The sequence below is a fragment of the Brachybacterium sp. GCM10030267 genome, assembly GCF_042666875.1.
Classification (GTDB): domain Bacteria; phylum Actinomycetota; class Actinomycetes; order Actinomycetales; family Dermabacteraceae; genus Brachybacterium.
Map to the genome: position 1 here is coordinate 525629 of NZ_JBHTCX010000012.1, position 26667 is coordinate 552295.

At 70.0% G+C, this 26667-nt stretch carries 22 protein-coding genes; 4 read left to right on the top strand and 18 right to left on the bottom strand.

The annotated features are described in order from the left end of the window. Positions 1–51: 51 nt before the first annotated feature. Complete coding sequence (recQ, locus tag ACFQS2_RS13430; RefSeq protein ID WP_377794050.1) at positions 52–1980, top strand: DNA helicase RecQ; 1929 nt, start codon at positions 52–54, stop codon at positions 1978–1980. A gap of 32 nt (positions 1981–2012) precedes the next feature. Here recQ and ACFQS2_RS13435 read toward each other — a convergent pair whose 3' ends face one another. The 8 genes from ACFQS2_RS13435 to ACFQS2_RS13470 all read right to left on the bottom strand — a co-directional run bounded on the left by ACFQS2_RS13435 (position 2013) and on the right by ACFQS2_RS13470 (position 13169). Beyond that, a complete protein-coding gene (locus ACFQS2_RS13435) occupies positions 2013–3290 on the bottom strand; it encodes a hypothetical protein (protein WP_377794051.1) in 1278 nt (425 codons plus the stop codon). 81 nt (positions 3291–3371) lie between these two features. Continuing rightward, positions 3372–5018 (bottom strand): alpha-amylase family glycosyl hydrolase, encoded by a 1647-nt coding sequence (locus ACFQS2_RS13440; RefSeq protein ID WP_377794052.1) that lies wholly within the window; start codon positions 5016–5018, stop codon positions 3372–3374. Next, the gene (locus ACFQS2_RS13445) at positions 5015–5968 is read right to left on the bottom strand and encodes a TIGR03557 family F420-dependent LLM class oxidoreductase (protein WP_377794053.1); all 954 of its coding nucleotides are present in this window, start codon (positions 5966–5968) and stop codon (positions 5015–5017) included. The genes ACFQS2_RS13440 and ACFQS2_RS13445 overlap by 4 nt, the downstream gene beginning before the upstream one ends. A 241-nt stretch (positions 5969–6209) precedes the next feature. After that, entirely contained in the window at positions 6210–7457 is a 1248-nt protein-coding gene (locus ACFQS2_RS13450; RefSeq protein ID WP_377794054.1) for a metallophosphoesterase family protein, read from the bottom strand. A gap of 196 nt (positions 7458–7653) precedes the next feature. Next, positions 7654–9372 (bottom strand): ABC transporter ATP-binding protein, encoded by a 1719-nt coding sequence (locus ACFQS2_RS13455; RefSeq protein WP_377794055.1) that lies wholly within the window; start codon positions 9370–9372, stop codon positions 7654–7656. Next, positions 9369–10421: an ABC transporter permease gene (locus tag ACFQS2_RS13460; protein WP_377794056.1), complete on the bottom strand. Its 1053-nt coding sequence runs from the start codon at positions 10419–10421 to the stop codon at positions 9369–9371. The genes ACFQS2_RS13455 and ACFQS2_RS13460 overlap by 4 nt, the downstream gene beginning before the upstream one ends. 1 nt (position 10422) lies before the next feature. Further along, a complete protein-coding gene (locus tag ACFQS2_RS13465) occupies positions 10423–11532 on the bottom strand; it encodes an ABC transporter permease (protein ID WP_377794057.1) in 1110 nt (369 codons plus the stop codon). Further along, positions 11529–13169, bottom strand: a complete 1641-nt coding sequence (locus ACFQS2_RS13470) for an ABC transporter substrate-binding protein (protein ID WP_377794058.1) — start codon at positions 13167–13169, stop codon at positions 11529–11531. The genes ACFQS2_RS13465 and ACFQS2_RS13470 overlap by 4 nt, the downstream gene beginning before the upstream one ends. A 296-nt stretch (positions 13170–13465) precedes the next feature. Between ACFQS2_RS13470 and ACFQS2_RS13475 the strand changes: the two genes are divergently transcribed. Next, entirely contained in the window at positions 13466–14836 is a 1371-nt protein-coding gene (locus tag ACFQS2_RS13475) for an MFS transporter (RefSeq protein WP_377794059.1), read from the top strand. 100 nt (positions 14837–14936) lie between these two features. Further along, positions 14937–15908, top strand: a complete 972-nt coding sequence (locus ACFQS2_RS13480) for an SMP-30/gluconolactonase/LRE family protein (protein WP_377794060.1) — start codon at positions 14937–14939, stop codon at positions 15906–15908. Here ACFQS2_RS13480 and ACFQS2_RS13485 read toward each other — a convergent pair. The 4 genes from ACFQS2_RS13485 to ACFQS2_RS13500 all read right to left on the bottom strand — a co-directional run bounded on the left by ACFQS2_RS13485 (position 15886) and on the right by ACFQS2_RS13500 (position 19149). Further along, positions 15886–16845, bottom strand: coding sequence for a squalene cyclase (locus ACFQS2_RS13485; protein ID WP_377016621.1), 960 nt, complete (start codon positions 16843–16845; stop codon positions 15886–15888). The two genes, ACFQS2_RS13480 and ACFQS2_RS13485, sit on opposite strands and share 23 nt — an antisense overlap. A 79-nt stretch (positions 16846–16924) precedes the next feature. Further along, positions 16925–17500, bottom strand: coding sequence for a DUF664 domain-containing protein (locus ACFQS2_RS13490; RefSeq protein ID WP_377794061.1), 576 nt, complete (start codon positions 17498–17500; stop codon positions 16925–16927). Between the two features lie 186 nt (positions 17501–17686). Then, a complete protein-coding gene (locus ACFQS2_RS13495; RefSeq protein ID WP_377794062.1) occupies positions 17687–18061 on the bottom strand; it encodes a DoxX family protein in 375 nt (124 codons plus the stop codon). Positions 18062–18165: 104 nt separating this feature from the next. Further along, positions 18166–19149: a LysR family transcriptional regulator gene (locus tag ACFQS2_RS13500; RefSeq protein WP_377794063.1), complete on the bottom strand. Its 984-nt coding sequence runs from the start codon at positions 19147–19149 to the stop codon at positions 18166–18168. A 75-nt stretch (positions 19150–19224) separates the two neighbouring features. Here ACFQS2_RS13500 and ACFQS2_RS13505 point away from each other — a divergent pair, with 75 nt between their 5' ends. Continuing rightward, a complete protein-coding gene (locus ACFQS2_RS13505) occupies positions 19225–20064 on the top strand; it encodes an aldo/keto reductase (RefSeq protein ID WP_377794064.1) in 840 nt (279 codons plus the stop codon). A 136-nt stretch (positions 20065–20200) separates the two neighbouring features. On the opposite strand, the gene ACFQS2_RS13510 is transcribed toward ACFQS2_RS13505, so the two are convergent. From ACFQS2_RS13510 to ACFQS2_RS13535, 6 genes are read right to left on the bottom strand one after another with little or no spacing between them, the layout of a single operon-like run. After that, a complete protein-coding gene (locus tag ACFQS2_RS13510) occupies positions 20201–20932 on the bottom strand; it encodes a sirohydrochlorin chelatase (RefSeq protein WP_377794065.1) in 732 nt (243 codons plus the stop codon). After that, the gene (locus ACFQS2_RS13515) at positions 20929–21789 is read right to left on the bottom strand and encodes a uroporphyrinogen-III synthase (protein ID WP_377794066.1); all 861 of its coding nucleotides are present in this window, start codon (positions 21787–21789) and stop codon (positions 20929–20931) included. The genes ACFQS2_RS13510 and ACFQS2_RS13515 overlap by 4 nt, the downstream gene beginning before the upstream one ends. Beyond that, positions 21786–22571, bottom strand: a complete 786-nt coding sequence (gene cobA / locus ACFQS2_RS13520; protein WP_377794067.1) for a uroporphyrinogen-III C-methyltransferase — start codon at positions 22569–22571, stop codon at positions 21786–21788. Before cobA ends, ACFQS2_RS13515 begins: the two co-directional genes overlap by 4 nt. Continuing rightward, positions 22568–23035 carry a nitrite reductase small subunit NirD gene (gene nirD, locus ACFQS2_RS13525; RefSeq protein WP_377794068.1) on the bottom strand — a complete coding sequence of 156 codons (468 nt, stop codon included), beginning with the start codon at positions 23033–23035 and terminating at the stop codon, positions 22568–22570. The genes cobA and nirD overlap by 4 nt, the downstream gene beginning before the upstream one ends. Next, positions 23032–25593: a nitrite reductase large subunit NirB gene (gene nirB, locus ACFQS2_RS13530; RefSeq protein WP_377794069.1), complete on the bottom strand. Its 2562-nt coding sequence runs from the start codon at positions 25591–25593 to the stop codon at positions 23032–23034. Before nirB ends, nirD begins: the two co-directional genes overlap by 4 nt. After that, positions 25590–26465: a formate/nitrite transporter family protein gene (locus ACFQS2_RS13535; RefSeq protein WP_377794070.1), complete on the bottom strand. Its 876-nt coding sequence runs from the start codon at positions 26463–26465 to the stop codon at positions 25590–25592. Before ACFQS2_RS13535 ends, nirB begins: the two co-directional genes overlap by 4 nt. Positions 26466–26667: the final 202 nt, after the last annotated feature.

Sequence of the window (26667 nt, forward strand, 5' to 3'; positions counted from 1 at the left end):
CCGGTCCACCGCGGTCCGCCACGCCGGCCCGCGCCCCATACAGTGGTGAGCATGGACGAGCCCCACCCCGCCGACCCGATCCTGACTTCCGACGGGCATGTCGCCGTCGACTCCGCCCCGGCGAACGGCTCCCCCACCGACCCGGCGCTGCGCATCCTCTCGACCGTCTTCGGCTACGACTCGTTCCGTGGGGAGCAGGCAGCCATCATCGAGCACGTCGCCTCCGGTGGCGACGCGGTCGTGCTCATGCCCACCGGCGGCGGCAAGTCGCTGTGCTACCAGATCCCGGCCATGCTGCGCGAGGGCACCGGTATCGTCGTCTCCCCGCTCATCGCGCTGATGGCCGATCAGGTCGCGGCGCTGGAAGCCGTCGGGATCCGGGCCGCCTTCCTCAATTCCACGCTCGAGCCGCACGAGGCACAGGCCGTTGAACAGCAGCTTCTGGCAGGCGAGCTCGATCTGCTCTACATGGCGCCCGAGCGTCTCGTCCTCCCCCGCACCCTCGATCTGCTGCGCCGCGCCGAGCTCTCCCTGATCGCGATCGACGAAGCCCATTGCGTCTCCCAGTGGGGCCACGATTTTCGGCCGGACTACCTGGGGCTGGCCGTGCTGGCCGATGCATTCCCCGGCGTTCCCCGGATCGCGCTGACGGCCACCGCCACTGAGGCGACCCACGCAGAGATCACCGACCGGCTGCGGATGGAGGGCGCCCGCCACTTCGTCTCCAGCTTCGACCGTCCCAACATCCAGTACCGCATCGATCCCAAGGCCTCCCCGCGCGAGCAGCTGCTGCGCCTGATCACGACCGAGCACGAGGGCGAGTCGGGCATCGTCTACTGCCTCTCGCGCAAGAGCGTCGAAGCCACCGCCCAGTGGCTCTCCGATCGCGGGATCCCGGCGCTGCCGTACCACGCGGGGCTCGACGCGGCGGTGCGCCAGGACCATCAGGAACGGTTCCTGCGGGCCGAGGGGCTGATCGTCGTGGCGACCATCGCCTTCGGCATGGGCATCGACAAGCCGGACGTGCGCTTCGTCGCCCACCTGGATCTGCCGAAGTCCATCGAGGGCTACTACCAGGAGACGGGCCGGGCCGGCCGTGACGGGCTGCCGTCGACGGCATGGATGGCCTACGGCCTGGGCGACCTGGTCAACCTGCGCAGGTTCATCGACTCCGGGGACGGCGACGAGCAGTTCAAGCGCAACGCACGCTCCCACCTCGACGCGATGCTCGCCCTGTGCGAGACCGTCTCCTGCCGCCGCGTGCAGCTGCTGCGCTACTTCGGGCAGGACTCCGAACCGTGCGGGAACTGCGACACCTGCCTGAGCCCGCCGCAGACCTGGGACGCCACCGTCGCCGCCCAGAAGCTGCTCTCGGCAATCATCCGCCTCGACCGCGAGCGCGATCAGAAGTTCGGCTCCGGGCAGGTGATCGACGTGCTGCTGGGCCGCGAGAACGAGCGCTCCCGCCAGTCCCGACACGATGAGCTCAGCGTCTGGGGCATCGGCACGGAACTCAGTGAGAAGGAGTGGCGCACGGTGCTGCGCCAACTGCTCGCCCGCCGCACCGTCGAGGCCGTCGGCGACTACGGCGTGCTCGTGCCGGGGCCTGAATCACCGGCTGTCCTGCGCAGCGAGGTCGCCGTCGAACTCGCGGTGGACCGCACGCCCACGAAGCCATCGCGCTCGCGCAGCTCCTCCCGCGGTTCCTCCGGGGGCGGCGGGGTGACGTCTCGAGCGGCCGACGGTCTCGAGCCCGCCCAGCGCGAGGTCTTCGAAGCGCTGCGCGCGTGGCGCACCTCCGTGGCCACGGAGAAGCAGATCGCCCCGTACATGGTCTTCTCCGACGCCACGCTGGTGGGGATCATCGAAGCCCGCCCCGGTTCGGTGGCCGCCCTCGGCGGGGTCAGCGGGGTCGGCGCGAAGAAGCTCGCCGAGTACGGCGACAGCGTGCTCGAGGTGCTCGCGACGACATCGTCCTGACCGGGTCGCTCTCAGTCCCGCCCCGTCGCCGCTCACGGCCGCCGGCGGACGTTCACTCCCCCGACTCGCTCGGCGTCGTCGACCAGGGTGAAGGCACGCGTCTCCGGCGGGTACGGGAGATATCGTGGATCGGTCTCACGAAACAGCGGCCCGGCGCTCGGGATCCTGATGGGCCAGTTCTCCATGGCCCGGGTCACGCGATGGTTCAGACGATTCCCCAGGTCCCTGTCGCGGAACTTCGGTGCGTCGATCCGAGCGACCACCAGGGTGTGGCGCCCGCCCACCTCGATTCTCTCGATGTGCTTCCACGGCACCAGTCCCTGGCCGTGCAGAACATCGATCCAGCCCTCGCTCGTCACGCGTGCGCTTCGGCGCCCGACGGTGCGCAGTAGGCGCCACAGTCTCGGGACGAGGATCACGAAGCCCAGTACGGGCGCCCAGGCGAGGAGGACCAGGACCCACCACGGCGCGTTTCCCAGGAGGACCGCCACGATCATCGCCCCGCCCAGGAGCCCGCAGACCGCGGTTGCCCAACTCATGAGCGCGATGTGAACCCACTGCCCAGCGCGGGGCGCCACCCCGGATTCCGGATCTTGAGACCACTCGGGATCCAACCCGAGACCACGGACCTCCGCGGCGGTGGGAGCGAAACCCTCCTGCGTCCAGCGCCGTACCGCCGCGTGCGCCCCGGGCCGCCAGCGGACGCGCTTCCCGAGCCCGGCGCCGACATCGGGCGGCAGCGATGAGACGGCCCGCGACTCTCCCAGCACCAGCCCGACTCGATCCCAGGGAGAGGTGGTGGCATCCCCGCCGTGGTCCGGGACGACGGCCAGGCCCTCAGGGGACACGGCCACGATCCCGGCTCCGTCGGCATACCACCGGCTGAGCCGGGGCAGCAGCGAGGACACCGCGAGTCCGAAGACGGCGGCGAGCACGGATCCGGCCGCCATGAGGCCCGCGGAGGGACCTTCAGTGCCGACGCCGACCAGAACGCCGAGGACCACGATGGCGACGACCAGCACCGCCAGGGCGATCCAGGACACCACGATCGCGAGCCGACGAGGCCGCTGGGCGATCATGACGGCACCACCGACACGCCGCGGCTCCTGCACGTCCTGAAGGAACCCTCTGAGAGTGACAGCCCAGGGCACCGCGCTGAGCAGGAGGAGGACCAGCGCCAACCCGATCCGGCTGGCGATCCCCAGGTCCGGCTGGAACGGCAACGTGACAGTGACCAGGAGTGCCACCACCGAGACGAGTCCCCGCACCGGCGGGATGCTCAAGAGCGCCATGGCGCTCGCCTGGCTCATCGCCATGGTGCTCCTCCGAGCGTCGAGGAACCGGGTTCTCCGCCCGCCGGGCCGCCATCCCGGCGTGCCCGGCCGGTCGCATCATACTCGGGTCGCTCGCAGCCAGCGGAATCCATATGGCCCCAGCTCCACCTGGAGCTGACCGTTCTCCGGGCGGGTCACGCTCTCCGGCTGCAGGAGGTCATGGAAATCGGCCGATGCGATCTGCGCGGACAGAGAACCGACATCGACCGTGGCCGTGCAGTCGTGGTCGGCGAAGTTGTGCAGGGCGACGAAAACGGCCCCATCGGAGACCGCGGCATGGGCGAGGGCGCTCCCTTCTCCTGTCTCCAGGACCGCGAGGTCACCGAAGGCGATCTCCGGGGTCGCACGGTATTCACCGATCAGCGTCTTGAGGAAGGACAGCAGGGAGTCGGGATCGTGCAGCTGGTCGTAGACGTTGACACGCTCGGGGCCGTAGTCGCCCTCGGGCAGCTGCTCCACGAGGTCGTCGCGGCGCGCGGTGGAGAACCCGCCATTGCGCCCGGAGTGCCACTGCATCGGGGTCCGTACGCCGGAGCGATCCTCGGTGCCGGCCGGCTCCCCCATGCCGATCTCCTCGCCGTAGTAGAGCACCGGTGCCCCGGGCAGGGAGAACAGGAGGCTGTAGGCCAGGCGGAGCCTGCGCTGGTCCCCGCCGAGCATCGGGGCCAGTCGCCGCACGATGCCCCGCCCGTACACCCGCTGACGCGGGTCCGGTGAGAGCGCCTCGAAGACCTCCTCCTTGGCATCGCCGAGCAGTTCGAGATTGAGTTCGTCATGGGTGCGCAGGAAACTGGCCCAGCCCTGACTGACGTCGACCGCAGGCAGCTCTCGCAGCACTGTCGCCAGCGGCGCGGGATCGTGGCGGACGAAGGAGAGGAAGGCGGCTTCGGCGGTCTCGAAGTCGAACTGCAGGTCCAGCTCCACACCCGGGTTGCCGAAGTAGTCCAGCTGGTCCTGGTGGTTCAGTCCCACCTCGCCCAGCAGCGCCGCGCCGCCGTAGCGCCGGGCGACGAACCGCCGCAGCTCGCGCAGGAAGGCGTGGGGGTCGCTCTGGTTCCCCGCTCCGGGCGGGTGGATCAGGAACGGCACCGCGTCGATGCGGAAGCCGTCGGCCCCGAGTTCGAGCCAGAATCCGAGAATGCGCGAGATCTCCGAACGCACCTCGGGATTGGAGTGGTTGAGATCCGGCTGGTGGTGATGGAAGTGGTGGAGGTAGTACTGCCCTGTCTGTTCGTCGTACTGCCAGACACCGTCCTCCTCGGTCGGGAAGACGTTGCTGCCGGCATCGTCGGTGGGCTCGTCCTGCCAGACGTAGAAGTCGCGGAGCCGGGCGTCGCGGCTGCTGCGGGCATCGACGAACCACGGGTGCTGATCGGAGGTGTGGTTGATGACGAGGTCGATGATCACGCGGATGCCGCGGTCGTGGGCGACGCGGATCAGTTCGACGAACCGGCCGAGATCGCCCAGGCGGCTGTCGACGCCGAAGTAGTCGGTGACGTCGTAGCCGTCGTCCCGGTCCGGCGTGGGTTGGAACGGCATCAGCCACAGGCAGGTCACGCCGAGATCGGCGAGATACTCGATGCGGTCGAGCAGACCGTCGATGTCGCCGATCCCGTCACCATCGGAGTCCTGGTACTTCTTGATGTCCAGGCAGTAGATGACGGCGGAACGCCACCACAGGTCGCTGCGGTCGGCCGGCCTCATAGGGTCTCCTTCAGGACGCTGATCAGGTCGTCGGCCCGATCCAGGAAGTAGCTCTGGTCCTGGCCGACGTGATGGATGTAGAGGTGGTCGAAGCCTCGGCCCGCCGCGGTCAGCTGCCCAGCGAGCTGCTCGACCGAGCCGGCGATCGCCACGGAGGACCGCATCGCCTCGGGAGTCGGCTCCGCGAGGGCGTCGAAGTCCTCGGGCTGCTCGACGTCCCACATCGTCGCCGAGGCGGTGGCGTGCTTCCACTGGTCGGTGGCGATCGCCAGTGCCTCGTCCTCGCTCGGGGCCAGGCTGACATGGGCCTGCAACATGGTCTCCCCCGTGCCGCCGGCGTCGCGGTAGGCGCTGAGCACCTGCGAGGTGCTCTGCGGGTCGATGCCGACGGTGATCATTCCGTCGGCCCACCTCGCTGCCCAGCGGGCGCTGTCGGGGCTGGCGGAGGCGGCGATCGCGGGCGGCTGGGTGGCCGGGCGGCTCCAGATCCGTGCCTGGTGGATCCGCACGACGTCGTCGAGGTCGACCTGCTCGCCCTCCAGCAGACGACGGATCGCCTCGACCGAGGCCGTCACGCGCCGGCGCCGGGTGTCCTTGTCGGGCCAGGGGTCTGCGGTGACGTGCTCGTTGACGGCCTCGCCGCTGCCGTATGCCGCCCAGAACCGGCCCGGGAACATCTCGGCCAGAGTGGCCACGGCCTGTGCGATGACCACGGGGTGGTACCGCTGACCGGGCGCTGTGACGACGCCGAAGGGCAGTGTCGTGCTCGCCATCGCGGCGCCGAGCCAGCTCCACGCGAAGCCGGACTCCCCCTGCGCCGTTCCCCAGGGTGCGAGGTGGTCCGAGCACAGGGCGGCATCGAACCCGACCGCCTCGGCGCGCTGGACGTCGGCGAGCAGGGTGCTGGGGGCGATCTGCTCGTGGGATGCGTGATACCCGATGATCGTCATGCTCACTCCTGGATCATGCGCTGCCGGTCTCGTCCTCGGCACAGAAGGCGTCCTCTGCTCCGGCCCGCCCGACGTTCTCGACCGACGTCCTGCGCACCGGTGCCTGTCGACGATATGCGCACCGGAGCGTGTACTCCAGCACCGAGAAGACCACTCGGTTGCTTCGTCCAGCTGCCGCCCGTCTCGTCGAGGCCGGCTGGCTGGCTCGGACCGAGAGGATCCCGACTCGGAGCCGACTCGGTCAGCTGATCCCCTCGGGGAAGTCCGCCGGCTCCCCCGGCTGAGCTCCCGCGGTGAGGTCGATGCCGTAGTCGGCGGCGAAGCGCAGCTCGGTGCCGGTGAGGACATCCTCGGTGCTTTCGTCGAGGTGGAACACGCGCGCGCCGCGCAGGCGGTGGTCCTCGCCGCCGCCCAGCCCGTAGGTGCCGAAACCGGTGCCGGGCGCGTAGCCGAGCTTGATGCCGTAGTAGTCGCCGACGTAGGTGTTGACGTGGTCGTGGCCGACGAACAGGCCCTTGACGTCGCCGCGCTGCAGCATCGCGGAGAACATGCCCGAGTTGAAGGGCCCCGGGCACTCGTCCTCGTTGCGCTCGCCGGTGATGCCGTGCTTCTCGAGTGCCCGGGCGTGGTCGGCCTCGGTGCGGGAGTCGACGCTGGCGTACCACATGAACCGGTGCTCCCAGAGGGCGATGTGCTGGAACACGAGACCCGGCACGAGCGTCTTGTTCTTCTTCTCCAGTTCCTGGGAGGCCTCGAGATACCACTGGATCTGGTCCGGGCGCAGCCAGTCCCAGTCCGGGTATCCCTCGAAGTCCTGCCCGGCGATCTCCTCGGGGGCGTAGCGGCCGGAGTCCAGTAGCCACAGCGCGAAGGCGTCGCCCTTCCCGGCTGCGGAGGTCACGGTGAGCACCTGGTTGCCGGTGCCGGTGATGCCGCGCGCGCCGGCGGTGTTGACGTTGTGGCGGTACTGGCGCACGAAGTCGATGTAGTCGTTCTCGTCGAGGCCGGTCTTCTCGCTGGAGTCCTCGTCGTGGTTGCCGAAGGTCAGGGCCCACGCGATCCCGCGGTCCTCCATCGGGCGGACCACGTTGTTGATGGCCTGCTTGGCCTCGAGCGCCGTGGACGGACCGCCGTTGAAGACGTCCCCGTTGATCAGCGCGAAGTCGGGACGGACGTCGTCGAGCACCGCTTCCTGCAGCTGAATCGTGCGCACGTCGGTCTGGTGCGTGTCCTGGGTGTCATTGAACTGGACGACGGTGAACGTGCCGTCCTCACGGAAGCTCAGCTCGCCGCGCACGACGCCGTCCTTCGGCTGGGCTCCACCGCGCGTGCCCGCCACCGGCGCCGCCGCGGCCGCTCCCATCGTGCCTGCGGCGGCGAGGCCGGTCGCGGCCGCGGTCGAGAAGCGAAGCACGTCGCGACGGGTGCGGGCTGCCCGAGCATGCGGGGCCGACGGGTTCTGGGCGGGATTCTGCGGAGAGTCGACCATGGTGTCACCGTGCCTGGTTCTGGAGGAGTGAGGAACTCCCGAACCGTAGCCACGGGTCCATACCAGCCGACGACGCGACCGTGAGCATCGCCCGTCGGCCCGCGGAATTCCCGGTGAACCGCGGACGGTGACCGTGCCCGGTCGCGCTGGATCTCCTCGTCCGCGCCGAGGCGGCCGAGAGATCTCGGCGTATCGGCTAACTCGCCGCCCCGCTCCCCCATTGCTGGATGAAGGCCTCGCGTCGCTTCGCCTGCTCGATGGGGTCCGGCACGGGCAGGGAGGCGATCAGTTTGCGCGTGTAGTCGTGGCGGGGCCGTTGCAGCACCTCGGGGCCGTGGCCGTCCTCGACCAGCTCCCCGCGGTACAGCACCCCGATCCGATGGGCGAGGGTGTCCACCACAGCGAGGTCGTGGCTGATGAACAGGGCTGCGAAACCCAGCCGGGACTGCAGCTCCCGGAACAGGTCCAGCACGGTGGCCTGCACCGACACATCCAGCGCGCTGGTCGGTTCATCGGCGATCAGCAGCTCGGGACCGAGCACCAGTGCCCGTGCCAGGGAGACGCGCTGGCGCTGCCCGCCCGAGAGCTCGTGGGGGTACCGGCCGGAGTAGGCGCCGGGCAGTTCCACGGCCTCCAGCAGGTCTCGGACCCGCTGGGTGCGCTCGGCCGCGCTGAGCGAGGGCTCGTGCACGATCAGCGGCTCGGCGATGCACTGCTCGATCGTCAGGTGCGGGTTGAACGAGGTCGCCGGATCCTGGAAGACGAAACCGATACGGCGGCGCACGGGTTTGAACGCTCGTTCCCTGACGCCGTTCATCTCGTGGCCGAGCACGCGCAGACTGCCGCCGGTGGTGCGCTCCAGCCCCACCATGGCACGGCCGATCGTGGTCTTGCCGGAGCCGGACTCGCCGACCAGGCCGTAGACCTCTCCGGCGCGGATCGTGAAATCGACGCCCTTCACGGCCCGGAACGGGGGCCGCCCCAGCCGGCCCGGGTACTCGATGACCAGGTCCTTCGCCTCGACCACGGGGTCGGCGTCCTCGATCACCTGGCGCTGCGCGGTGCTCAGCTCCGTCCATGCGGAGCGGCGCCCCAGGTGCGGCACGGCCGCGAGCAGCTTCTGCGTGTATTGCTCGCGGGGCTCGGCGAACAGCTCCTGGACGCCGGCGCGCTCGATCACCTTCCCGCGGAACATCACGGCCACGGAATCGGCGAGGTCGGCCACCACACCCATGTTGTGGGTGATGACGATGACGGAGGTCCCGAAGCGGTCGCGGACATCGCGCAGCAGCTCCAGGATCTCGGCCTGCACCGTGACGTCCAAGGCAGTGGTGGGCTCGTCGGCGACGATCAGCTCGGCCCCCAGGGCCAGCGCCATCGCGATCATCACGCGCTGCTTCTGGCCGCCGGAGAACTCGTGGGGGTAGCGGTCGATGCGCTCGGCCGGATCAGGGATACCGACCGACTCGAGCGCCTTGATGGCTTCGGCGCGGATCTCCTTGCGCGTCAGTTTCGGCCGGTGCGCACGCAGACCCTCGCCGATCTGCCACCAGATCGGGTAGACCGGATTCAGCGCACTGGAGGGCTCCTGGAAGATCATCGAGACGTCCTCGCCGCGCAGGGCGCGCAGCCGCGGCCCGGTCAGGCCCACGACATCGGTGCCGGAGATGAGGATGCCCCCGGTCTCCTCGGCGGTCTCGGGCAGCAGCCCCAGGATGGAGCGGGCGGTGACGGACTTGCCGGAGCCGGATTCGCCCACGATCGCGAGGATCTCGCCGGGCGCGACCTCGAGGCTGACGCCGTCGACGGCGTGGACGTCACCGGCGTCGGTCGCGAAGTGGACGTCGAGATCGCGGATCTCGAGCCGCGCCGTGCGGTCCGTCGCGGGCTCGGTGGCGGTGCCGGTGTCGCTCATGCGCTCGCCTGCTTCTCTGTGGTCGCGGCCGTCACGGTCTTGCGGGATCGCTTCTTGCGGGTCCGCAGCCGTGGGTCGTTGAGGTCGTTGATGGATTCGCCGACGAGGGTCACCCCGAGCACTGCCAGCACGATGGCCAGGCCGGGGAACAGGCCCGTCCACCAGATGCCGCTGGTCGCATCGGCCATCGCGCGGTTGAGGTCGTAGCCCCATTCGGAGGCGCTGGTGGGTTCGATCCCGAAGCCCAGGAAGCCCAGCGCGGCGAGGGTCAGGATGGCCTCGGAGGAGTTCAGGGTGAAGATCAGCGGCAGCGTGCGGGTGGAGTTTCGCAGCAGGTGGGTTCCCATGATGCGGCGGTGCCCGGTGCCGACCACTTTCGCGGCCTCGACGAACGGTTCCGCCTTCAATCGGACGACCTCCGCACGTATCACGCGGAAGTACTGCGGCACGAAGACGACGGTGATCGAGATGGCTGCGGCGAGGATGCCGCCCCACGCGTTGGACTGCCCGCCGGAGATCACGATCGACATGACGATCGCCAGCAGCAGGGAGGGGAAGGCATAGATCGCATCGGCCAGCATCACCAGCACCCGGTCCAGCAGGCCGCCGACGTACCCGGAGAGCAGGCCGAGAGCCACGCCGAGGAACAGGGAGGCCACCACCGCGCACGCCATCACGGCGACCGCGGTGCGGGTTCCCCAGATCACGCGGGAGAGCACGTCGAAGCCGGTCACGGTGGTGCCGAGGGGATGGGCGGCCGACGGGGGCTGCTGCCCGCCGAAGTTCGTCCCGTCGGCCGCGGTCTGCGCGAAGCCGTAGGGGGCGATCAACGGCGCCGCCAGCGCCGTCAGCAGCAGGATCGCGACGAGCACCAGACCCGTCACCAGCATGCCGCGCTGGAGGCCGACGCTGCGGCGATAGTGGCTGACCACAGGCAGGCGCAGATACCAGGGGGCACGGGCGGCGCCGGCCACGATCGTCGACTCGGTCGAGAGATCGGCCTCGGCGGGATCGCCCTCGCCCGGGGGCACGGGGTTCGACAGCGTCATCTCAGTACCTCACTCGCGGGTCGATCAGAGCGGCGACGACGTCGACGATGAAGTTGGAGACGGCGACGATGACGGCGAGGGTCATCACGATGCCCTGGACGGCCACGTAGTCGCGGGCCTTCATGTACTCGGCGAGCATGTAGCCCAGTCCGTTCCATTCGAACGTGGTCTCGGTCAGCACGGCACCGCCGAGCATCATCGCGATCTGCATGCCCATCACCGTCACGATGGGGATCAGCGCCGGTCGCAGCGCGTGCCGGGTGGTCAGGCGGGACTCGGCGACGCCGCGGGAGCGGGCCGAGTCGATGTACTGCATCTCCAGGGTGCCGATCATGTTGGTGCGCACCAGGCGCAGGAAGATGCCGCCGGTCAGCACGCCGAGGGCGATCGCCGGCAGCAGGGCGTGGCTGAGCACGTCGGCCAGCACGTCCATGCGTCCCAGCCGGATCGCGTCCAGCAGATAGAACGGCGTCGGGTTCAGGATCGAGCCCATCGTCAGCTCACCCCGCGTCGAGATGCGCCCGGCCACCGGCAGCCAGCCCAGGCCCACGGAGAAGACGAGCTTGAGCAGCAGGCCGACGAAGAACACCGGCGTCGCATAGCCGAGGATCGCGACGATCCGCAGCACCGCGTCGGGCCAGCGGTCGCGGGTGCGGGCGGCGATCATGCCCAGCGGAACCCCGGCGACCAGCGCGACCACCACGGCGTAGGCGACCAGTTCGAAGGTCGCCCCGCCGTAGGTGGTGAGGATCTGGGTGACCGGAGTGTTGTCGGTGTAGGCGGTGCCGAAGTCCCCGCGCAGCACCCCGCCGAGATAGTCGAAGTACTGCACGATCAGTGGCCGGTCGTAGCCGGCCTCGGCGCGGCGCTCGGCGAGCTGGTCCGGGGTGAGTCGGCCGCCGAGAGCGGCCGTGATCGGGTCCCCGGTGATCCTCATGAGGAAGAAGACCATGGTCATGAGGATCAGCACGGTCGGGATGATGAGCAGGAACCGGATGAGGATGTAGCGGCCCAGCCCGCCCGAGGAACGTGCGCGCCCCGGACGGCCGGAGCCCCCGGTGCCGGGTCCTGCGGCACCGGGGGCTGCCGGGCTGTCGAGCTCTGCGGTCACTTGGCGAGCGGAGCGAGGCGGAACTTGAAGGACGAATCGAGCGTGACGCCCTGGAGGTCCGCCGTGGACACGGCGATCTGCGCGCCCTGCAGCAGCGGCAGGGTGGAGATCTCGTCGGCCACGATGTCCTGGATCTGGACGAACAGCTCCTCGCGCTCGGCCTCGTCCTGGGTGCCGCGCTGCTGAGCGATGAGCTTGTCCACCTCGGGGTTCGAGTAATGGTTGACCAGGAAGTTGTCCTCGGGGAAGAACGGCGAGAGGTAGTTGTCGGCATCGGAGTAGTCCGGGAACCAGCCCAGCTGGTACGCCGGGTACACATCGGCGGTGCGATCCTCCGAGTACTGCACCCACTCGGTGGACTGCAGATCCACCACGAACAGCTCGTCGGCCTCCAGCTGCGCCTTGACCGCCGCGTACTCGTCACCGGAGGAGTTGCCGTAGTGATCCGGGTTGTACTGCAGGCTCAGGTTCACCGGGATCTCCACCCCGGCGTCCTCCAGCCGCTGGCGGGCCTTGGCGGGGTCGGGGCCGCCGCTGCCGTCGCCGTAGAGGTCCTGGAACTGGGTGCCGTTGCCGGGCAGCCCCTCGGGGATGTACGAGTACAGCGGCGTGTAGGTGTCCTTGTAGACCTCGGTGGCGATCGCCTGGCGGTCGATGAGGTCCGCCGCGGCCTGACGGACGGCCTTGGCCTTGGCCGGGTCGGCGTCCTCGGTCTCCGCCCCGTACGGCATCGTGTTGAAGTTGAAGACGATATAGCGGATCTCGCCGCCGGGGCCCTCGTGCACGGCGACGGCGTCGTCCCCCTCGAGATCCTCGATGTCGGTGGCCGAGAGCGAACGCCACACGCAGTCGATGTTGCCCTGCTGGATGTCCAGCTTCATGTTGTTCTGATCCGCGTAGTACGTCATCGACACGCTCGAGCTCGAGGGCTTGCCGAACAGACCCTTGTAGTCCTCGAAGGCCTCGTAGGAGACCAGCTCGTTGAGCTTCCACCTGGTGATCTGGTACGGGCCGCAGAAGGCCTTCTCGGAGACGATGTCGTTGTCGGGCAGCACCTCGTCGGCGGGGAACACGTCGGCGTCGACGATGGGACCGGCGGGGCTGGTCAGCACGTACGGGAACGTCTGATCATTCGGCTCCTTGAGGTGGAACTCGACGGTCAGGTCGTCGACGGCTTCCACGCTGTCGAGGTTCGCCAGCAGGCTCGAGGGACCGTTGGGGTCGGCGATCGCGAGCTGGCGATCGAAGCTGTGCTTGACGTCCTCACTGGTGAGCTCATTGCCGTTGGCGAAGGTGAGGCCCTCCTGGAGCGTCACGGTGAAGACGTTCTCGCTGGTGAACTCGGCCGTCTCGGCCAGGTCGGGCTCGGGCGCGCCGTCCTCGGAGCCGATGCTGGTGTTCAGAAGGTAGCCGTAGACCTGGGCCCACACGGTCGACGAGCCGTTGTCGTAGGCCGCAGCGGGGTCCAGGGCGGTGACCTTGTCGGTGGTGCCGACGGTCAGAGCGCCCTCGCCGCCGCCGCCTCCCCCGCTGCCCCCGTCCTCGGAGGTCTGGGCGCAGGCCGAGAGCAGCAGCGGGGCTCCGGCCGCGGTCAGCAGCACCGTCCGTCGCTTGGGGGTGAAAGCGGCATCGAACATGGGTTCCTCCAGGGAATGAAGCAGGCCGCGTGGTCACGGCACTGTGGTGCACGCAGCGGCCTCGTGTGGCATGGCGCACCCATGGTGTGCCCTGGAACCTAGCACTGCAAAATGCTCCGGCCCGCCCGCAGGCACGGATCGGCGTCCACGTTTGCCGAACCGTTATTGGAATGGCCCGGATTCTGGCGTGAGGAGGGCGAGCTAGTCGCTGAGCGCAGTGTTGACACGACCCGATCGGCACCTCACGCTGTGCTCATCCCGTGGCCGGACCACGATGAGTTCATAGGAGAGCTGGAATGTCCGAACGCGACGACGGTGAGATCCCGCAGGACCAGTCCCCGGATGGCAGGGCCATATCCCGCGCCGATTCAGAGCTGAATCCCGGTGCCTCCAGCTGGATCCCACGGGCGCCCGCACTGTCGTGGTGGACCCTGCTGATCACGACCCTCGCGATCCTCATGACATCGGTCGACCACGGGATATTGCCCGCGGTGCTGCCGGCGATCCAGGAGGAGTACGGCATCTCCAACGCCCAGGCGGGGCTGATCAACTCGGTGTACTTCGCAGGACTCGTCGCCGGCGGACTTCTGTTCGGGTACATCGCAGACCGGGTCGGGACGGGCTACCGCCGCACCTGGACGTGGAACGTGGCAATGCTGATCGGGATCGTCGGCGGCGCCATGACCTTCGGTCTCGCCGGCAGCTACATCGCGTTCCTGCTTCTGCGCATCCCCATGGGCATCAGCCGCGGCGGGTCGGAACCGGTCAACGTCGCGCTGGTCTCGGAGTGGTGGCCCAAGGAGCACCGCGGTTTCGCCGTCGGCGTGCATCACACGGGCTTCCCGCTCGGCCAGTTCCTCACCGGCGCTCTGATCGCCGTGGTTCTCGGCGCAGCGGGATGGAAGGAGGCATTCCTGGTGATCCCGCTGCTGGGGCTGCCGATCATCATCATGCAGGCGTTCGTCGGCACCCGCCGCAATCAGCAGAAGGTCTACGACTGGATCGATCAGCGACAGATGACCCGTCCCCTGCCGGAGTTGACAACCCGCAGCGCCGGCAGCCTGCTGGAGCCGGTCAAGGACGCGCTGCGTCATGCCAATGTGCGCTGGTCGGTCCTGTTGATCTTCCTGTTCCTCTGGGGCGAGGCCGGCGCCGTGACGTTTCTGACCGTGCAGTTCACGGGGCTCGGCATGAGCTTCGCCCAGGCCGCGCTGATCGCCGGCGCTTCCGGCATCACCGGCTGGGTCGGCCAGGTCGTGTGGGGAACGGCGTCGGACCGTATCGGGCGCAAGTTCTCCATCGCCTTCCTTATCGTCGGCTGGGCGATCACCCTGCTGGCCATGATCTTCATCAGCGGGCCGGCCAGCGCATGGGTCGTGCTGCTCGCCTGGGGGCTGTTCCGCAATGCCCCGTTCCCGGTCGTCTACGCGCTGCTGGTCGATTCCGTGCCACGCTCGGCAGGAACCGCGATGGGCATCATGATCGGTGTGGCGCTCGGCGTCTCGGGGATCTTCGCGTCGCTGGTCGCCGGCATCGTGATCGACAGCTTCGGCTTCGCCTGGCACTACGTGCTGCTGGCGGCGATCTGCCTGCTGGGGCTGATCCCGCTCGCCCGTATCGAGGAGACCGTGGCGATCGCCCGTCGCGACGTACCCCGACCGTCGTGACCTCCCCCGCGGACGTCCTGACGTCTCGGGGACGCCCGCACGTCTGCACGTCTGCGAGGACGACTCGCACCACCGGTACCCCACGAACGAGGAGATCCACATGACCACCGAACCTCCGCCGCTCCTGGCCGACGGCGCCCAGCTCGAGAAGGTCGCCACCGGGGCGATCTGGGCGGAAGGGCCCGTCTGGGTCCCGCTGCGCCGCGCCCTGCGCTTCAGCGACATCCCGAACAACCGGATCCTGGAGTACTCGGAGACCACCGGCGAGCTGAGCGTCTTCGCCGAGGGTGTCGAGTTCACCAACGGCCGCACTCTGGACCTCGAGGGATACGTCATCGAATGCTCCCACGGTCGCCGTGCCGTCCAGCGCGACACTGCCGTCGGCCCCGGCGACGAGCACCGGCCGGTCACCGTCGCCGACCGCTTCGGGGAGGTCCGCCTGAACTCCCCGAACGACGTGGTCGTCAGCTCCGACGGGGCGATCTGGTTCACCGATCCCTCCTACGGCATCAAACGAGAGGTCGAGGGGCATCCCGGCGAGGAGGAGTACGGCGACCGGTACGTGTTCCGGCTCGACCCCGGCACCGGAGCCCTCACACCCGTGGTGATCGACGTGGAGGCCCCCAACGGTCTCGCCTTCTCCCCCGACGAGAGCCTGCTGTACGTCGCGGACTCCTCCCGCTCCCCCGCCGATCAGGAGAACCCGAACCCGCGGCGGCCCCGCGGGCACGCGATCCACGTCTATGACGTCGTCGAGGGCCGGCACGCCAAGAACGGTCGGATCCTCACCGAGGTCTCCCCCGGCCTGCCCGACGGCATCCGGGTGGATGTCGAGGGCCGGATCTGGAGCTCGAGCGGGTCCGGCGTGCAGGTGTTCACGCCGGCGGGTGAGCGCCTGCTGGATCTGCCCGTGCCGGAGAAGGTCGCCAACCTGTGCTTCGGCGGGGACGACGGGCGGACCCTGTACATCGTCGCCACCACCAGCCTCTACCGGGTACGCACCTCCACGGTGGATGCCGCCGGGGCAGCCCGCGGGCGCCGATCGGACGTCAGCCCTCCCCCCACCACCTGAGGACCCGCAGAGCCTGCAGCGTCACCCATGGAGACGGCTCGCCGTCAGGCACATCGATCTCGAACCACACGTGGCCCGGCAGCACCATCTGCTGCAGCCAGGTGCCGTCGGGCTGCTGGGCCTCGCGGACCATGGAGACCGCCTCGGCCATCCGCGGGTCGCGCACGCCGGCGCGGCGGAAGTGCTCCAGCGCGCCGAGAGCGGTGTAGATGTGCCGCGTGGGGTAGAAGAACGTATCGACCCACGGGCCGACGAGCTCGCCGGTGCTCAGTCGCCGCGTGAGAGTGCGGGCGAGCAGGTACTCCTGCCCCGATGCCCGGGCCGCGCGAGTGGCCTCGGTCCCGCCGGTGGCCTGCTCGTGGACCAGCAGCGCCCGCACGGCGTTCAGGGTCGAGTGGAAGCTGGAGCGCACCGACCCGTTGGCCCATTCGCAGTTCCAGCCCCCGTCGGGCAGGCGGTGCTCGACGAACCAGGTCGCGAGGTGCTCGACGTCGACTCCGAGCCAGAGCCCGTTGGCCAGCGTCATCGCGTTGATGCAGCAATCGACCTCACCGCCCCAGTACGGGAGCGTCCGGTCGTACTCCCAGTGGGAGTTCCGGGCCAGGAGCTCAGGTGTGCCGCGATCGATGAGCGGGGCGGGGTCCATGCCCCATTCGCGCAAGGTGGTCAGCGTCCAGGTGGTCGCCGTCCAGGGCTGGCCGGGCAGATTCCGGTTGGCCGGATCGTCGAAGAACCCCGCCGGGAAGAAGGCACCACCGGCCCATTGCCCGTCAGGATCCTGGCGGTCCAACAGCGCGGCGCCGAAGCCCTCTCGCGGGATGCGGGCGCGGGTGGCTTCCCACTGCTCGGCCGGGAGATCGAGCAGGTCGCGCTCGACCTGCCAGCGCAGCGCGGGGTCGGAGTCCAGCAGCCAGGCGATCACGTCGGTGGGTGACATGGACCCACTCTGCCACTGCGGGCCCGCGCTGTCGCTGACCGCGACGTCGTACACCGCGACCCCGGGGCATCGCCGGCGGTCACCAGCCCGGGGGCGGCCAGGGCTGCCCTTCGGCCAGAGCATTCAGCTCGTACGCTCCCTTGCCGTCGATCGATTCGCGCAGGATGTCCGCGTGGCCGGCATGGCGCGCGCCCTCCTCGATCGCGTGCAGGGCGCACCAGCGCACCGTCCAGTTCTCGCAGCCCACGAACCACGGACGATCCGGGACCGGTACGGACGTCTCGAGATCCGCGGCGCGGATCGCCTCGGCGAGCCGGCTCGCCACGGCATCGAGCTCGGCGCTGAGCGATTCGGCGGTGTCGCCTTCCCGCACGGCCGACGGATCGATGGTGCCCTCGGCGTAGGCCTGCGCGGGCTCGCGCTCGGGTTCGGAGGCATTGCCCGGAGCGGCGAGGATTCCGGCGGTGACGTTCTCGACCATGAGGATCGCGTGCCGGGCGAGAGCTCCCAGGCTCATCGCCGACGCGCTCGGTGTGGCGGTCAGCTGGTCCCTGTTCAGCCCGTGCAGGGCCGTGGCGAGCTGGCGGTACTGCTGGAGGGCGAAGGTGGCCAGGCCGTCGTGCTCCGTGGTGATATCGGCGGTGAGGAAAGGCATCCGAGGCTCCTGGGGGCTGAGGCGGGGCGAGACGGCCGTCCGGCCGCTCAGGGTCCACTGTCGCGGAGCGTGCGGACAGAAACTGTCCGCAGAAGCGGCGGTTCCCTCCGCAGACGCGCCGCTTCCCTCTGCGGCGACGCCGCTTCGGTCCGACGGGACGCGATGACGCCGTGACCCGGGTGCCTCTCAGAGCTGGTACGGGCCGAAACGGGACCACGCCACGACGACCGACAGGACCGCCAGCACCACCGAGGGCAGCGTGGCCATCACGCCGTCGCCGCGCCGGGTGTGGACGAGGGCGGCGAAGACCATGGTGATCGCGAGCCCGGCGGCGGCGAAGGGGACGAGCACCGTGGCGATACCGGTCAGCCCGGGCACGACCAGGCCGATCGCACCGAGGATCTCGAGCACGCCGATCCCCAGGACCACGGAGTGGGGGAAATCCTCGGCATAGGGCGTGCGCTCGATCTGCTGTTCGCGAGAGGTGAGGAGCTTCGCGGCACCGGAACCGATGAAGACGGCGGCCAGGACGAAGGACAGGATCCACAGGAACACGTTCATGGTGCGTCTCCTCGTGACGTCGGTCCGGCACCGATGGCACCGATGCCGGGTGGACGATTATCCGCCTCCTGGCCTCCTCTGTCACCGATTCCGCATTCTCGTCCCTACTGAGCGAGGTCGCCGGCCCGTGCCGGAACCGGGCTGGGCTCCGGCGCGGTCACCGGTTCCTGCACACCGGTCGAGCCGGCGGTGACCGCGCTCTCGGCAGTCGCATGGGACTCGCCCAGCAGCTCCAGCAGCATCCCGGCAGGCAGGTCCGCCCGGTCCTGGCGCGGGCTGATGGCGCTGACGGTCCAGTCCGCGACCGAGGCACCGTGCAGCGAGTGCCGGATCAGCTCGGCTGCCTGCGGCTTCGCCGCCACATGCTGCGGCACGATGGCGATGCCCAGACCGCGGCGCACCAGATCGAGCAGGGTGTGCACGTCATTGACGCTGCAGCGCACGCGGCGAGTGACGCCGTGGGCTGCGAACGCCTCATCGTTCAGGGTGCGCACTCCCCAGGAGGAGCCGAAGTCGACGAAGTCCTGGCCCTCCAGCTGTTCCCAGGTGGGATCCGTATGCGCCAGCGGATGCGCGGGCGAGGTCAGCAGCACGACGGGCTCGTGGCCCAGGGGCACATGGCGCACGGAGGCCAGATGCCGGGTGGTGGCCACGAAGGCGACGTCGAGCCCGCCGGCGCGGACGGATTCGACCAGCTCATGCGAACCGGACTGGACGAACTCGGTCTCCACGAGCGGGTAGCGGCGGTGGAATCGCTCCAGCAGTCCGGCGACATCGACCAGCCCGAGGCATTGCTCTGCGCCGACGCGCAGCGACCCGGTCACCGTGCGGCTGACCCGCACCACGGCGTCGCGGGCCTGCGCCGCCTCATCGAGCATCGCCCGGGCATGCGGCAGCAGTGCCAGCCCGGCGGCGGTGGGTTCGACCCGACGCGTGGTGCGTCGGAACAGGGACGTGCCGAGCTCGTCCTCGAGGCTGCGGATCGCCGAGGACAGCCCGGATTGGGAGATGCCCGCCAGATCCGCGGCGCGGGTGAAGTGCCGCTCCTCGGCGAGGGCGAGCACGTACTCCATCTGACGAAACTCCATTGACCGCTCCTGCTTCTCAATACCATCTGCGCAAGCTGTTGGACGCGTAGATTACGGGTCCTTACGCTGAGCCTCATGACTACTGTTCCCACCATCACCCTGAACTCCGGTCACGCCATCCCCCAGCTGGGGTTCGGTGTCTTCCTGGTCCCGCCGGCCGAGGCCGAGGAGGCCGTGAGCACTTCTCTCGAGGTCGGATACCGCCACATCGACACCGCCGCCATCTACGGCAATGAGGAAGGCGTCGGCGCCGCGATCGCCAAGAGCGGCATCCCGCGCGACGAGCTGTTCGTCACCACCAAGCTGTGGAACGACCGTCAGGCCGGCGAGGCCCCGCACGACGCGATCCGCGAGAGCCTCGAGAAGCTCGGACTCGACTACGTCGATCTCTACCTCACCCACTGGCCCACCCCGGAGAAGGACACCTACTCCAACGCGTGGCAGAAGCTCATCGAGATCCGCGACGCGGGCCTGGCCCGTTCGATCGGCGTGTCCAATCATCTGCCCGAGCACCTCGATCGCCTCGTCAAGGACACCGGCGAGGTCCCCGCGGTCGACCAGATCGAGCTCCACCCCGCCCTCCAGCAGCGTGACGTGCTCGAGTGGGGCGCGGCCAACGGGATGCACATCGAGTCCTGGGGCCCGCTCGGCCAGGGCAAGTACCCGCTGTTCGAGAACCCCGCCGTGGTCGCAGCCGCCGAGGCGCACGGCGTCACCCCGGCGCAGGCCGTCATCCGCTGGCATCTCGATCGCGGCTTCATCGTGTTCCCGAAGTCCACGCACCGCGAGCGCATGGAGCAGAACTTCGACGTGTTCGGCTTCGAGCTGACGGCCGACGAGATCGCCGCGATCGACGCCCTCGACGCCGGTGACGGCTCGGGCCGCGTGGGCGCCCACCCGCTCGAGCTCAACTGATCCCCGATCCGGTGCGCGGGAGCACCGCTGCGGTTCCGCGCCGCGGTGCTCCCTGATCGCCTCGCAGGCCCGGTCCGCTCAGCGGGCCGGGCCTGCGGCCGTCCGGACAGATACTGCCGGCCACCGCACACGTCTCTCAGGCGCCGATGGCCGAGGTCGCCGGCTCCGGGTGGCGGAGGGCTGCGGCCGCGGCGCGGTACCGCTGAGCGATCACGGAGATCACCGCGGGATCCGTGCCCAGGGGCGCGCTGACCTGGTCGGCCCCGGCTGCGAGTACGAGGTTCGCGAAGTGGCCCGGGGCCAGCACGTAGCTGGCGGCGATGACGCGGTCCGCCCCGCCCTCGCGGGCGGCGGCGACCGCGCGGGGGATGCGGGGCTTCGCCCCGGCGCCGTAGCCGATGCTCACCGGAGCGGGCAGCTCCTCGGCCAGCAGGTCGCGCATGTGCTCGACGTCCAGCACCGCCTCGGGATCGCTCGACCCCGCTGCGGCGAGGACGATGTGGTCGCCGGGACGCCGGCCCGCGTCGCCACCCGGGAGCTCTCCCAGGCGGCGGAGCAGGGCCTGGGCCAGCAGCTCGTGCGGCCCCATCGTGCCGGCGGAGACGACATGGGGGTACGGGGCGACGGCGCGGCCGATGTCGACCTTGGTGTGGTGGCCGGTGGACAGCAGCAGCGGGACGACCACGGCGGGGCCGTCGGCGGCGACGCGCGCCACGACGTCGTCGACCTCGGGCTGTTCCACGTCGACGAAGGCTGGTTCGATCCGCACCCCGGGAAGGGCCAGCGAGAGCAGGTCCAGGATCTCGGAGACGGTGGCGCGACCCTCGGCGAAGCGGGTGCCGTGCGAGCAGGCGATCAGCGCGGTCATCGGTCCCCCTCCCCGGCGGTCCCGGATCCGGTGTCGAAGTGCTGGACCACGCCGCGCACGAGAGAGCCCATGCGCCCGCGCTCCGCCATCAGCACCGGCAGGCCCCGTTCTCTGAGCGGCCCCGCGGTGACCGGGCCGACGGCGGCGAAGGTCAGATGTCCCGCCGCGGCCTGCTCCGCGATGCCCGCCAGGGCGCCGGCGCGCTCGGCCTCCTCGAGCCAGCGGGAGGCCCCGGGGGCGGCGGTGAAGACCACGGCGTCGACCTCGCCCGCGCTCGCGGCGATCACGGAGCGGACCACGGCCTCCGGGTCCCGCGAGGGCCCCCAGCGGTACACCGTCAGGCTCACCACGTCCGCTCCGTGCCGATCCAGCAGCTCGTCCAGTCCGTCGGAGCCCGAGCCGTGGTGCTGGACGGCGACGCGCTTCCCGTGGAGGTCCTCCTCGAGCAGGCGTTCCCCGACCTCCGCGCTGACCTCGGAGGTGGCGGCCCAGCCGGTCGTCAGGCCCGCCTGCTGCACCGCTCCGCGTGCCTTCGGACCGCGGGCCAGGATCAGAGAGTCGCTCATCGCAGTGCGCAGGTCCTCCCCGAGACCGGCGGCGTCTGCGGCTTCGATCCAGCCGCGGAAGCCGACGCCGGTCAGGGCGACGGCTACCTGGGGCGGGCGGGCGATCAGTTCGCGGGTGCGCTCCAGCAGCGAGGCGTCGTCGATGTGCGGAATGGTCGACATCGCCGGGGCGACATCGACCGAGGCGCCGTGGCGCTCCAGGGCGGCGGCGAGCTCCTCCGAACGGCGATCCACAGCGATCACGATCCGGCGCCCCGTCAGGGCGTGGGAGAGCAGAGGGGCGGTGCTCATCGAACCGCCTGCGCAGGTGCGGAAGTCACTGCGGACTTTCCCTTCTCGTCGATCAGCGAATCCAGCAGGCCGTCCCGCGCCACCTCTCCGATCACGATGACCGCGGGGCTCTGCACGTCCACGCTGCGGGCCAGCGCCACGATCTCACCGAGGGTGGAGCGGGTGGTGCGCTGCCGCGCGCAGTGGCCGTTCTCCACGATGGCGACGGGGCGGGCGGCGGGCACTCCGTGCTCCAGCGCGGCCCCGACCAGGCGGGGCAGGCCCGCCACGCCCATCAGGACCATCGTGGTCACCGTGTCGTCGGCCAGCGCCGCCAGCGTGGAGGCGCTGGGCGGGCCGTGGCCGGTGACCACGTGGACCGTGGCGGCCGTCCCACGGTGGGTCGCGGGGATGCCGGCGGCCTGAGGGACCGCGATCGCGCTGCTGATGCCGGGGACGATGTCGACCGGGACACCGGCGGCGGAACAGGCGGCGTACTCCTCGCCGCCCCGGCCGAAGACGAACGGGTCGCCGCCCTTGAGTCGCACCACCCGTCGGCCCTCGCGGGCGTGCTCGATCAGCAGGGCGTTGATCTCGTCCTGCGGGACGGGATGAGCGCCCGGCTGCTTGCCGACGTCGATGATGTCGGCGCACCAGCTGATCTCGGCGATGGCCCCGATATCGGGGCCGAGTCGGTCGGCGATGACGACGTCCGACTCCTGCAGCAGGCGGTGGGCCCGGACCGTCATCAGATCGACCGGTCCCGGCCCGCCGCCCACCAGCCAGACGTGCCCGGGGCTCATGAGGACTGTTCCCAGAGCAGGTAGACGTCGCCGTCGCGCACCTCGGCGGGCCAGGTGCGCAGCTCGGCAGGGTCCTTGCCCTGCGTGTCGAGGCAGGCACCCGTGTCCAGGTCGAAGACCTGCTTGAACATCGGGGAGGCGACGGTGGGCGTCTGCCCGCGGGAGCCGACGATGCCACGGGACATCACGTAGGCGCTGCTGTACGGATCGCGGTTGCAGACGGCACGGACGGTGCCGTCCGACAGCAGGAACAGTGCCACCTGGGTGGTCCCCAGGAGCGCCGCGCGGCCCCGCTCCACCTCGAGGTCGCTAACGGCGCAGATGCGCAGCCACCCCGACTCCCCCGGCGCGGCGGGTGCCGGCGCGGAGTGTGCCGAGGCACCGCGCGTACCGGTGGTTCCCGGCGTCTCGGCCGTCCCGGGCTGCCCGGGCGTCGTCGCGGGGTCCAGGGTCTGTGCGGTCATCGCCGTACCTCCAGTCTTGTTCCTGCGATCAGGACCTCGCCCGATGCGCGTTCCTCGCTGCTGGCGGGCCGGGCCTGGCCGCGCTCGGCAGTGTAGGCGAGGGACGGGTCCGGGGTCGTGGGCGCGTTCACGAACGAGCCGAACCGGCGCAGCTTGTCCGGGTCGGCCAGGGTCGCCGCCCATTCGTCCTCGTAATCGTCCACGTGCTTGTCCATCGCCGCGTCCAGATCGGCGCAGATGCCCAGGCTGTCCTCGAGCAGGACCTCCTTGAGGCCCTCGATGCCGCCGTCGAGGTCCTCGATCCAGCGCGCGGTGCGCTGGAGCTTGTCGGCCGTGCGGATGTAGTACATGAAGAACCGGTCGATGATGCGCAGCAGGGACTCGTCGTCCAGGCCCTCCGCCAGCAGCTCCGCGTGCCGCGGGGTGAACCCGCCGTTGCCGCCGACGTAGACGTTCCACCCGGTCTCGGTGGCGATGACGCCGACATCCTTCCCGCGCGCCTCCGCGCACTCGCGGGCGCACCCGGAGACGCCCACCTTCAGCTTGTGCGGGGAGCGCAGCCCGCGATAGCGCAGCTCGAGCTGGACGGCCATCCCGACGGAGTCGAGCACGCCGTAGCGGCACCACGTCGAGCCGACGCAGGACTTCACCGTGCGCAGGGACTTGCCGTAGGCGTGACCGGATTCGAACCCGGCGTCGACCAGTCGCTGCCAGATCAGCGGCAGCTCGTCGAGGCGGGCGCCGAACATGTCGATCCGCTGTCCACCGGTGAGCTTCGTGTACAGCCCGAAGTCCTTGGCGATCTCCCCGATGACGATGAGCCCCTCGGGGGTGACCTCGCCGCCGGGCATGCGCGGGACGACCGAGTAGCTCCCGTCCTTCTGCATGTTCGCCATCACGTGGTCGTTGGTGTCCTGCAGGGTGGCATTCTCTCCGTCCAGGACGTGCTTGCCGGTGAGGACCGAGAGGATGCTGGCGATGGCCGGCTTGCAGGTGTCGCAGCCGCGCCCGGTGCCGAAGCGCTCGATGATCGCGCTGAAGGTGTCCAGGCCCGAGACGTGCACCGCGTCGAAGAGCTGCCGACGCGACATCTCGAAGTGCTCGCACATGGCGTTCGAGACGGCCTTGCCCATCTTCGTCAGCTCGCCGCCGACGAGGCCCTTGATCATGACCACGCAGGAGCCGCAGGTGGCACCGGCACGGGTGCAGCCCTTGATGCCGGCCACGTCGGTGCAGCCCTCCTCGTGCACGGCCTCCCGGATGCGGCCGGCGCTGACATTCGCACAGGAGCAGACCACGGCCTCATCGGGCATCTCGCCCTTGGGAGTGGGGACCCCGCCCTCGGGCATCAGGTAGGCGGCGGGATCACCGCCGAGGGCTCCGCCGACCAGGGGCCGCAGCGAGCCGTAGGCAGAGGCGTCGCCGACGAGCATGCCGCCCAGCAGCGTCTTGGCGTCGTCGGAGAGGACGAGCTTCTTGTGAACGCCGCTGACCGGGTCCGCATAGACCACATCGAGTGCTCCGGGAGTGGTGGCGAAGGCGTCACCGAAGCTCGCGACATCCACGCCGGAGAGCTTGAGCTTGGTCGAGAGGTCGTACCCGCCGAAGGTGGCGTCCCCGCCCAGGATCCGGTCGGCGGCGACCTCGGCCATCGCATACCCGGGGGCGACCAGGCCCACGCACATGCCCTGGTAGGAGGCGACCTCACCGATCGCCATGATGGCGGGATCGCTGGTGCGGCAGGCGGCGTCGATCTCGACGCCGCCGCGCTCGGCGCAGGTCAGGCCGGCGGACCGGGCCAGTTCGTCGCGCGGGCGGACGCCGACGGTGAAGATGACGACGTCGGCCTCCATCGCGGTGCCGTCCTTGAACTCCACGCCGCGCACCTCGCCGTCGTCCCCGGCCAGGACCCGGGTGGTGCGAGCCCCGGTGCGCACGCCGATGCCGCGCTTCTCGATGAGCCGGCGCAGGGAGGCCCCGGCGGGCAGATCGAGCTGGGCGGACATCAGCCGGTCGCTGGACTGGATCACCGTGGGCTCGGCGTCCATCCCCTGCAGGGCTCCGGCGGCTTCGAGGCCGAGCAGGCCGCCGCCGATGACGGTGCCTCGCACCGGACGACCGAGTTCACGGGCCCGGCGCCGGACGTGGTCGCGCAGCTGCTCGACGTCGTCGAGCGTGCGGTAGACGAAGCAGCCGGGCTGCTCGGCGCCGTCGACCGGAGGGCGGGCGGCATAGGAGCCGGTCGCCAGGACCAGGTGGTCGTACCCGAACTCCTCGCCGGAGCGGGTGCGCACGCTGCGCCGGTCACGATCGATGTGCTCGGCCGGATCGCCCGCGACCAGCGTGATCCGAGGATCCTCGAGCACGGTGCGTTCCAGGGAGAGAGCGTCGGCGTCCTCCCCGTCGAAGAAGCGGGTCAGGCCCACACGGTCGTAGGGGTGGCGGCCTTCGTCGCCGAGGATGGTCAGGGTGTACGCGGCGTCGGCCCGGGCGCTGAGGCTGTCCGCGAGGCGGTGGGCCACCATGCCCGCGCCGATGACGAGGATGCGGGCGGTCATCGGGTCGCACCGACCAGCTCGGGCTCGGTCGTCCCCTCGGTCTCGCCCGCGGCAACGGGGATCACCGGTTCCGCGGCGGCGGCCTTGCGCCGGTGGGCCAGGTACAGCGGGAGGCCGACGAAGGCCAGGCCCCCGACCAGGTTGCCCACGACCGTCGGGATCTCGTTCCACAGCAGGTAGTCCATGAGCGTGAAGTCCGCGCCCAGCAGCAGGCCCGAGGGGAACAGGAACATGTTCACGATGGAGTGCTCGAAGCCCATGTAGAAGAAGAGCATCACGGGCATCCACATGCCGGCGATCTTGGCGATCATGCTGTCGGACATGAAGGCTGCGACGACGCCCGTGGAGACCATCCAGTTGCACAGCACGCCGCGCACGAACAGGGTCAGCATGCCGGCGGCGCCGTGATCGGCATAGCCGACGGTGCGGCCGTGGCCGATCTCGCCGATGGCGAGCCCCACCTCGTTGGGTGCGGAGGAGAAGCCGTACGTGAAGTAGATGGCCATCAGGACGGCGACGGCGAATGCACCGATGAAGTTGCCGACGAAGACCAGCCCCCAGGTGCGCATCACGCCGCCGACGGTGACGCCGGGGCGGCGGTCCAGCAGCGCCAGCGGGGTCAGGGTGAACACACCCGTCAGCAGGTCGAAGCCCATCAGATAGAGCATGATGAACCCGACCGGGAAGAGGATCGCCCCGAGCAGGGGCTGGCCGGTCTGGGTCGAGACGGTCACGGCGAAGGCCGCGGCGAGCCCGAGGATCGCACCGCCCATGACGGCGCGCACGAGGGTCTCCCGGGCAGACATCCCGATCTTGCTGGCTCCGGCATCGACCAGGCGTGTGACCAGGTCGGACGGCTTGACGTAGTCCATGGCTGCCTCCAAGGGGCGCAGTGGGCTGGGGCCCGCCGAGCAGCGCCCGGCGATGCGGCCAACGTAAGACGGGGGCGCGTCAGCCCATGCAGCCGTCAGCGCCCGTTACGTTTCCGTGACCCCCGGTCTCATTCCCGTCCGGCCCCGCCGAGCGAGCCACGATGAGACCTCCCGCGGTCGATACCGCCGGACGTGACCTCAT

Coding starts and splice junctions, on each gene's coding strand:
- ACFQS2_RS13505 (WP_377794064.1), top strand. CDS start 19,225: ATGACTACTGTTCCCACCATCACCCTGAACTCCGGTCACGCCATCCCC.
- ACFQS2_RS13450 (WP_377794054.1), bottom strand. CDS start 7,457: ATGGTCGACTCTCCGCAGAATCCCGCCCAGAACCCGTCGGCCCCGCAT.
- ACFQS2_RS13535 (WP_377794070.1), bottom strand. CDS start 26,465: ATGGACTACGTCAAGCCGTCCGACCTGGTCACACGCCTGGTCGATGCC.
- ACFQS2_RS13485 (WP_377016621.1), bottom strand. CDS start 16,845: ATGTCACCCACCGACGTGATCGCCTGGCTGCTGGACTCCGACCCCGCG.
- ACFQS2_RS13480 (WP_377794060.1), top strand. CDS start 14,937: ATGACCACCGAACCTCCGCCGCTCCTGGCCGACGGCGCCCAGCTCGAG.
- ACFQS2_RS13475 (WP_377794059.1), top strand. CDS start 13,466: ATGTCCGAACGCGACGACGGTGAGATCCCGCAGGACCAGTCCCCGGAT.
- nirD (WP_377794068.1), bottom strand. CDS start 23,035: ATGACCGCACAGACCCTGGACCCCGCGACGACGCCCGGGCAGCCCGGG.
- ACFQS2_RS13440 (WP_377794052.1), bottom strand. CDS start 5,018: ATGAGGCCGGCCGACCGCAGCGACCTGTGGTGGCGTTCCGCCGTCATC.
- ACFQS2_RS13455 (WP_377794055.1), bottom strand. CDS start 9,372: ATGAGCGACACCGGCACCGCCACCGAGCCCGCGACGGACCGCACGGCG.
- ACFQS2_RS13445 (WP_377794053.1), bottom strand. CDS start 5,968: ATGACGATCATCGGGTATCACGCATCCCACGAGCAGATCGCCCCCAGC.
- ACFQS2_RS13435 (WP_377794051.1), bottom strand. CDS start 3,290: ATGAGCCAGGCGAGCGCCATGGCGCTCTTGAGCATCCCGCCGGTGCGG.
- ACFQS2_RS13470 (WP_377794058.1), bottom strand. CDS start 13,169: ATGTTCGATGCCGCTTTCACCCCCAAGCGACGGACGGTGCTGCTGACC.
- nirB (WP_377794069.1), bottom strand. CDS start 25,593: ATGACCGCCCGCATCCTCGTCATCGGCGCGGGCATGGTGGCCCACCGC.
- cobA (WP_377794067.1), bottom strand. CDS start 22,571: ATGAGCCCCGGGCACGTCTGGCTGGTGGGCGGCGGGCCGGGACCGGTC.
- ACFQS2_RS13460 (WP_377794056.1), bottom strand. CDS start 10,421: ATGACGCTGTCGAACCCCGTGCCCCCGGGCGAGGGCGATCCCGCCGAG.
- ACFQS2_RS13500 (WP_377794063.1), bottom strand. CDS start 19,149: ATGGAGTTTCGTCAGATGGAGTACGTGCTCGCCCTCGCCGAGGAGCGG.
- ACFQS2_RS13495 (WP_377794062.1), bottom strand. CDS start 18,061: ATGAACGTGTTCCTGTGGATCCTGTCCTTCGTCCTGGCCGCCGTCTTC.
- ACFQS2_RS13515 (WP_377794066.1), bottom strand. CDS start 21,789: ATGAGCACCGCCCCTCTGCTCTCCCACGCCCTGACGGGGCGCCGGATC.
- recQ (WP_377794050.1), top strand. CDS start 52: ATGGACGAGCCCCACCCCGCCGACCCGATCCTGACTTCCGACGGGCAT.
- ACFQS2_RS13510 (WP_377794065.1), bottom strand. CDS start 20,932: ATGACCGCGCTGATCGCCTGCTCGCACGGCACCCGCTTCGCCGAGGGT.
- ACFQS2_RS13490 (WP_377794061.1), bottom strand. CDS start 17,500: ATGCCTTTCCTCACCGCCGATATCACCACGGAGCACGACGGCCTGGCC.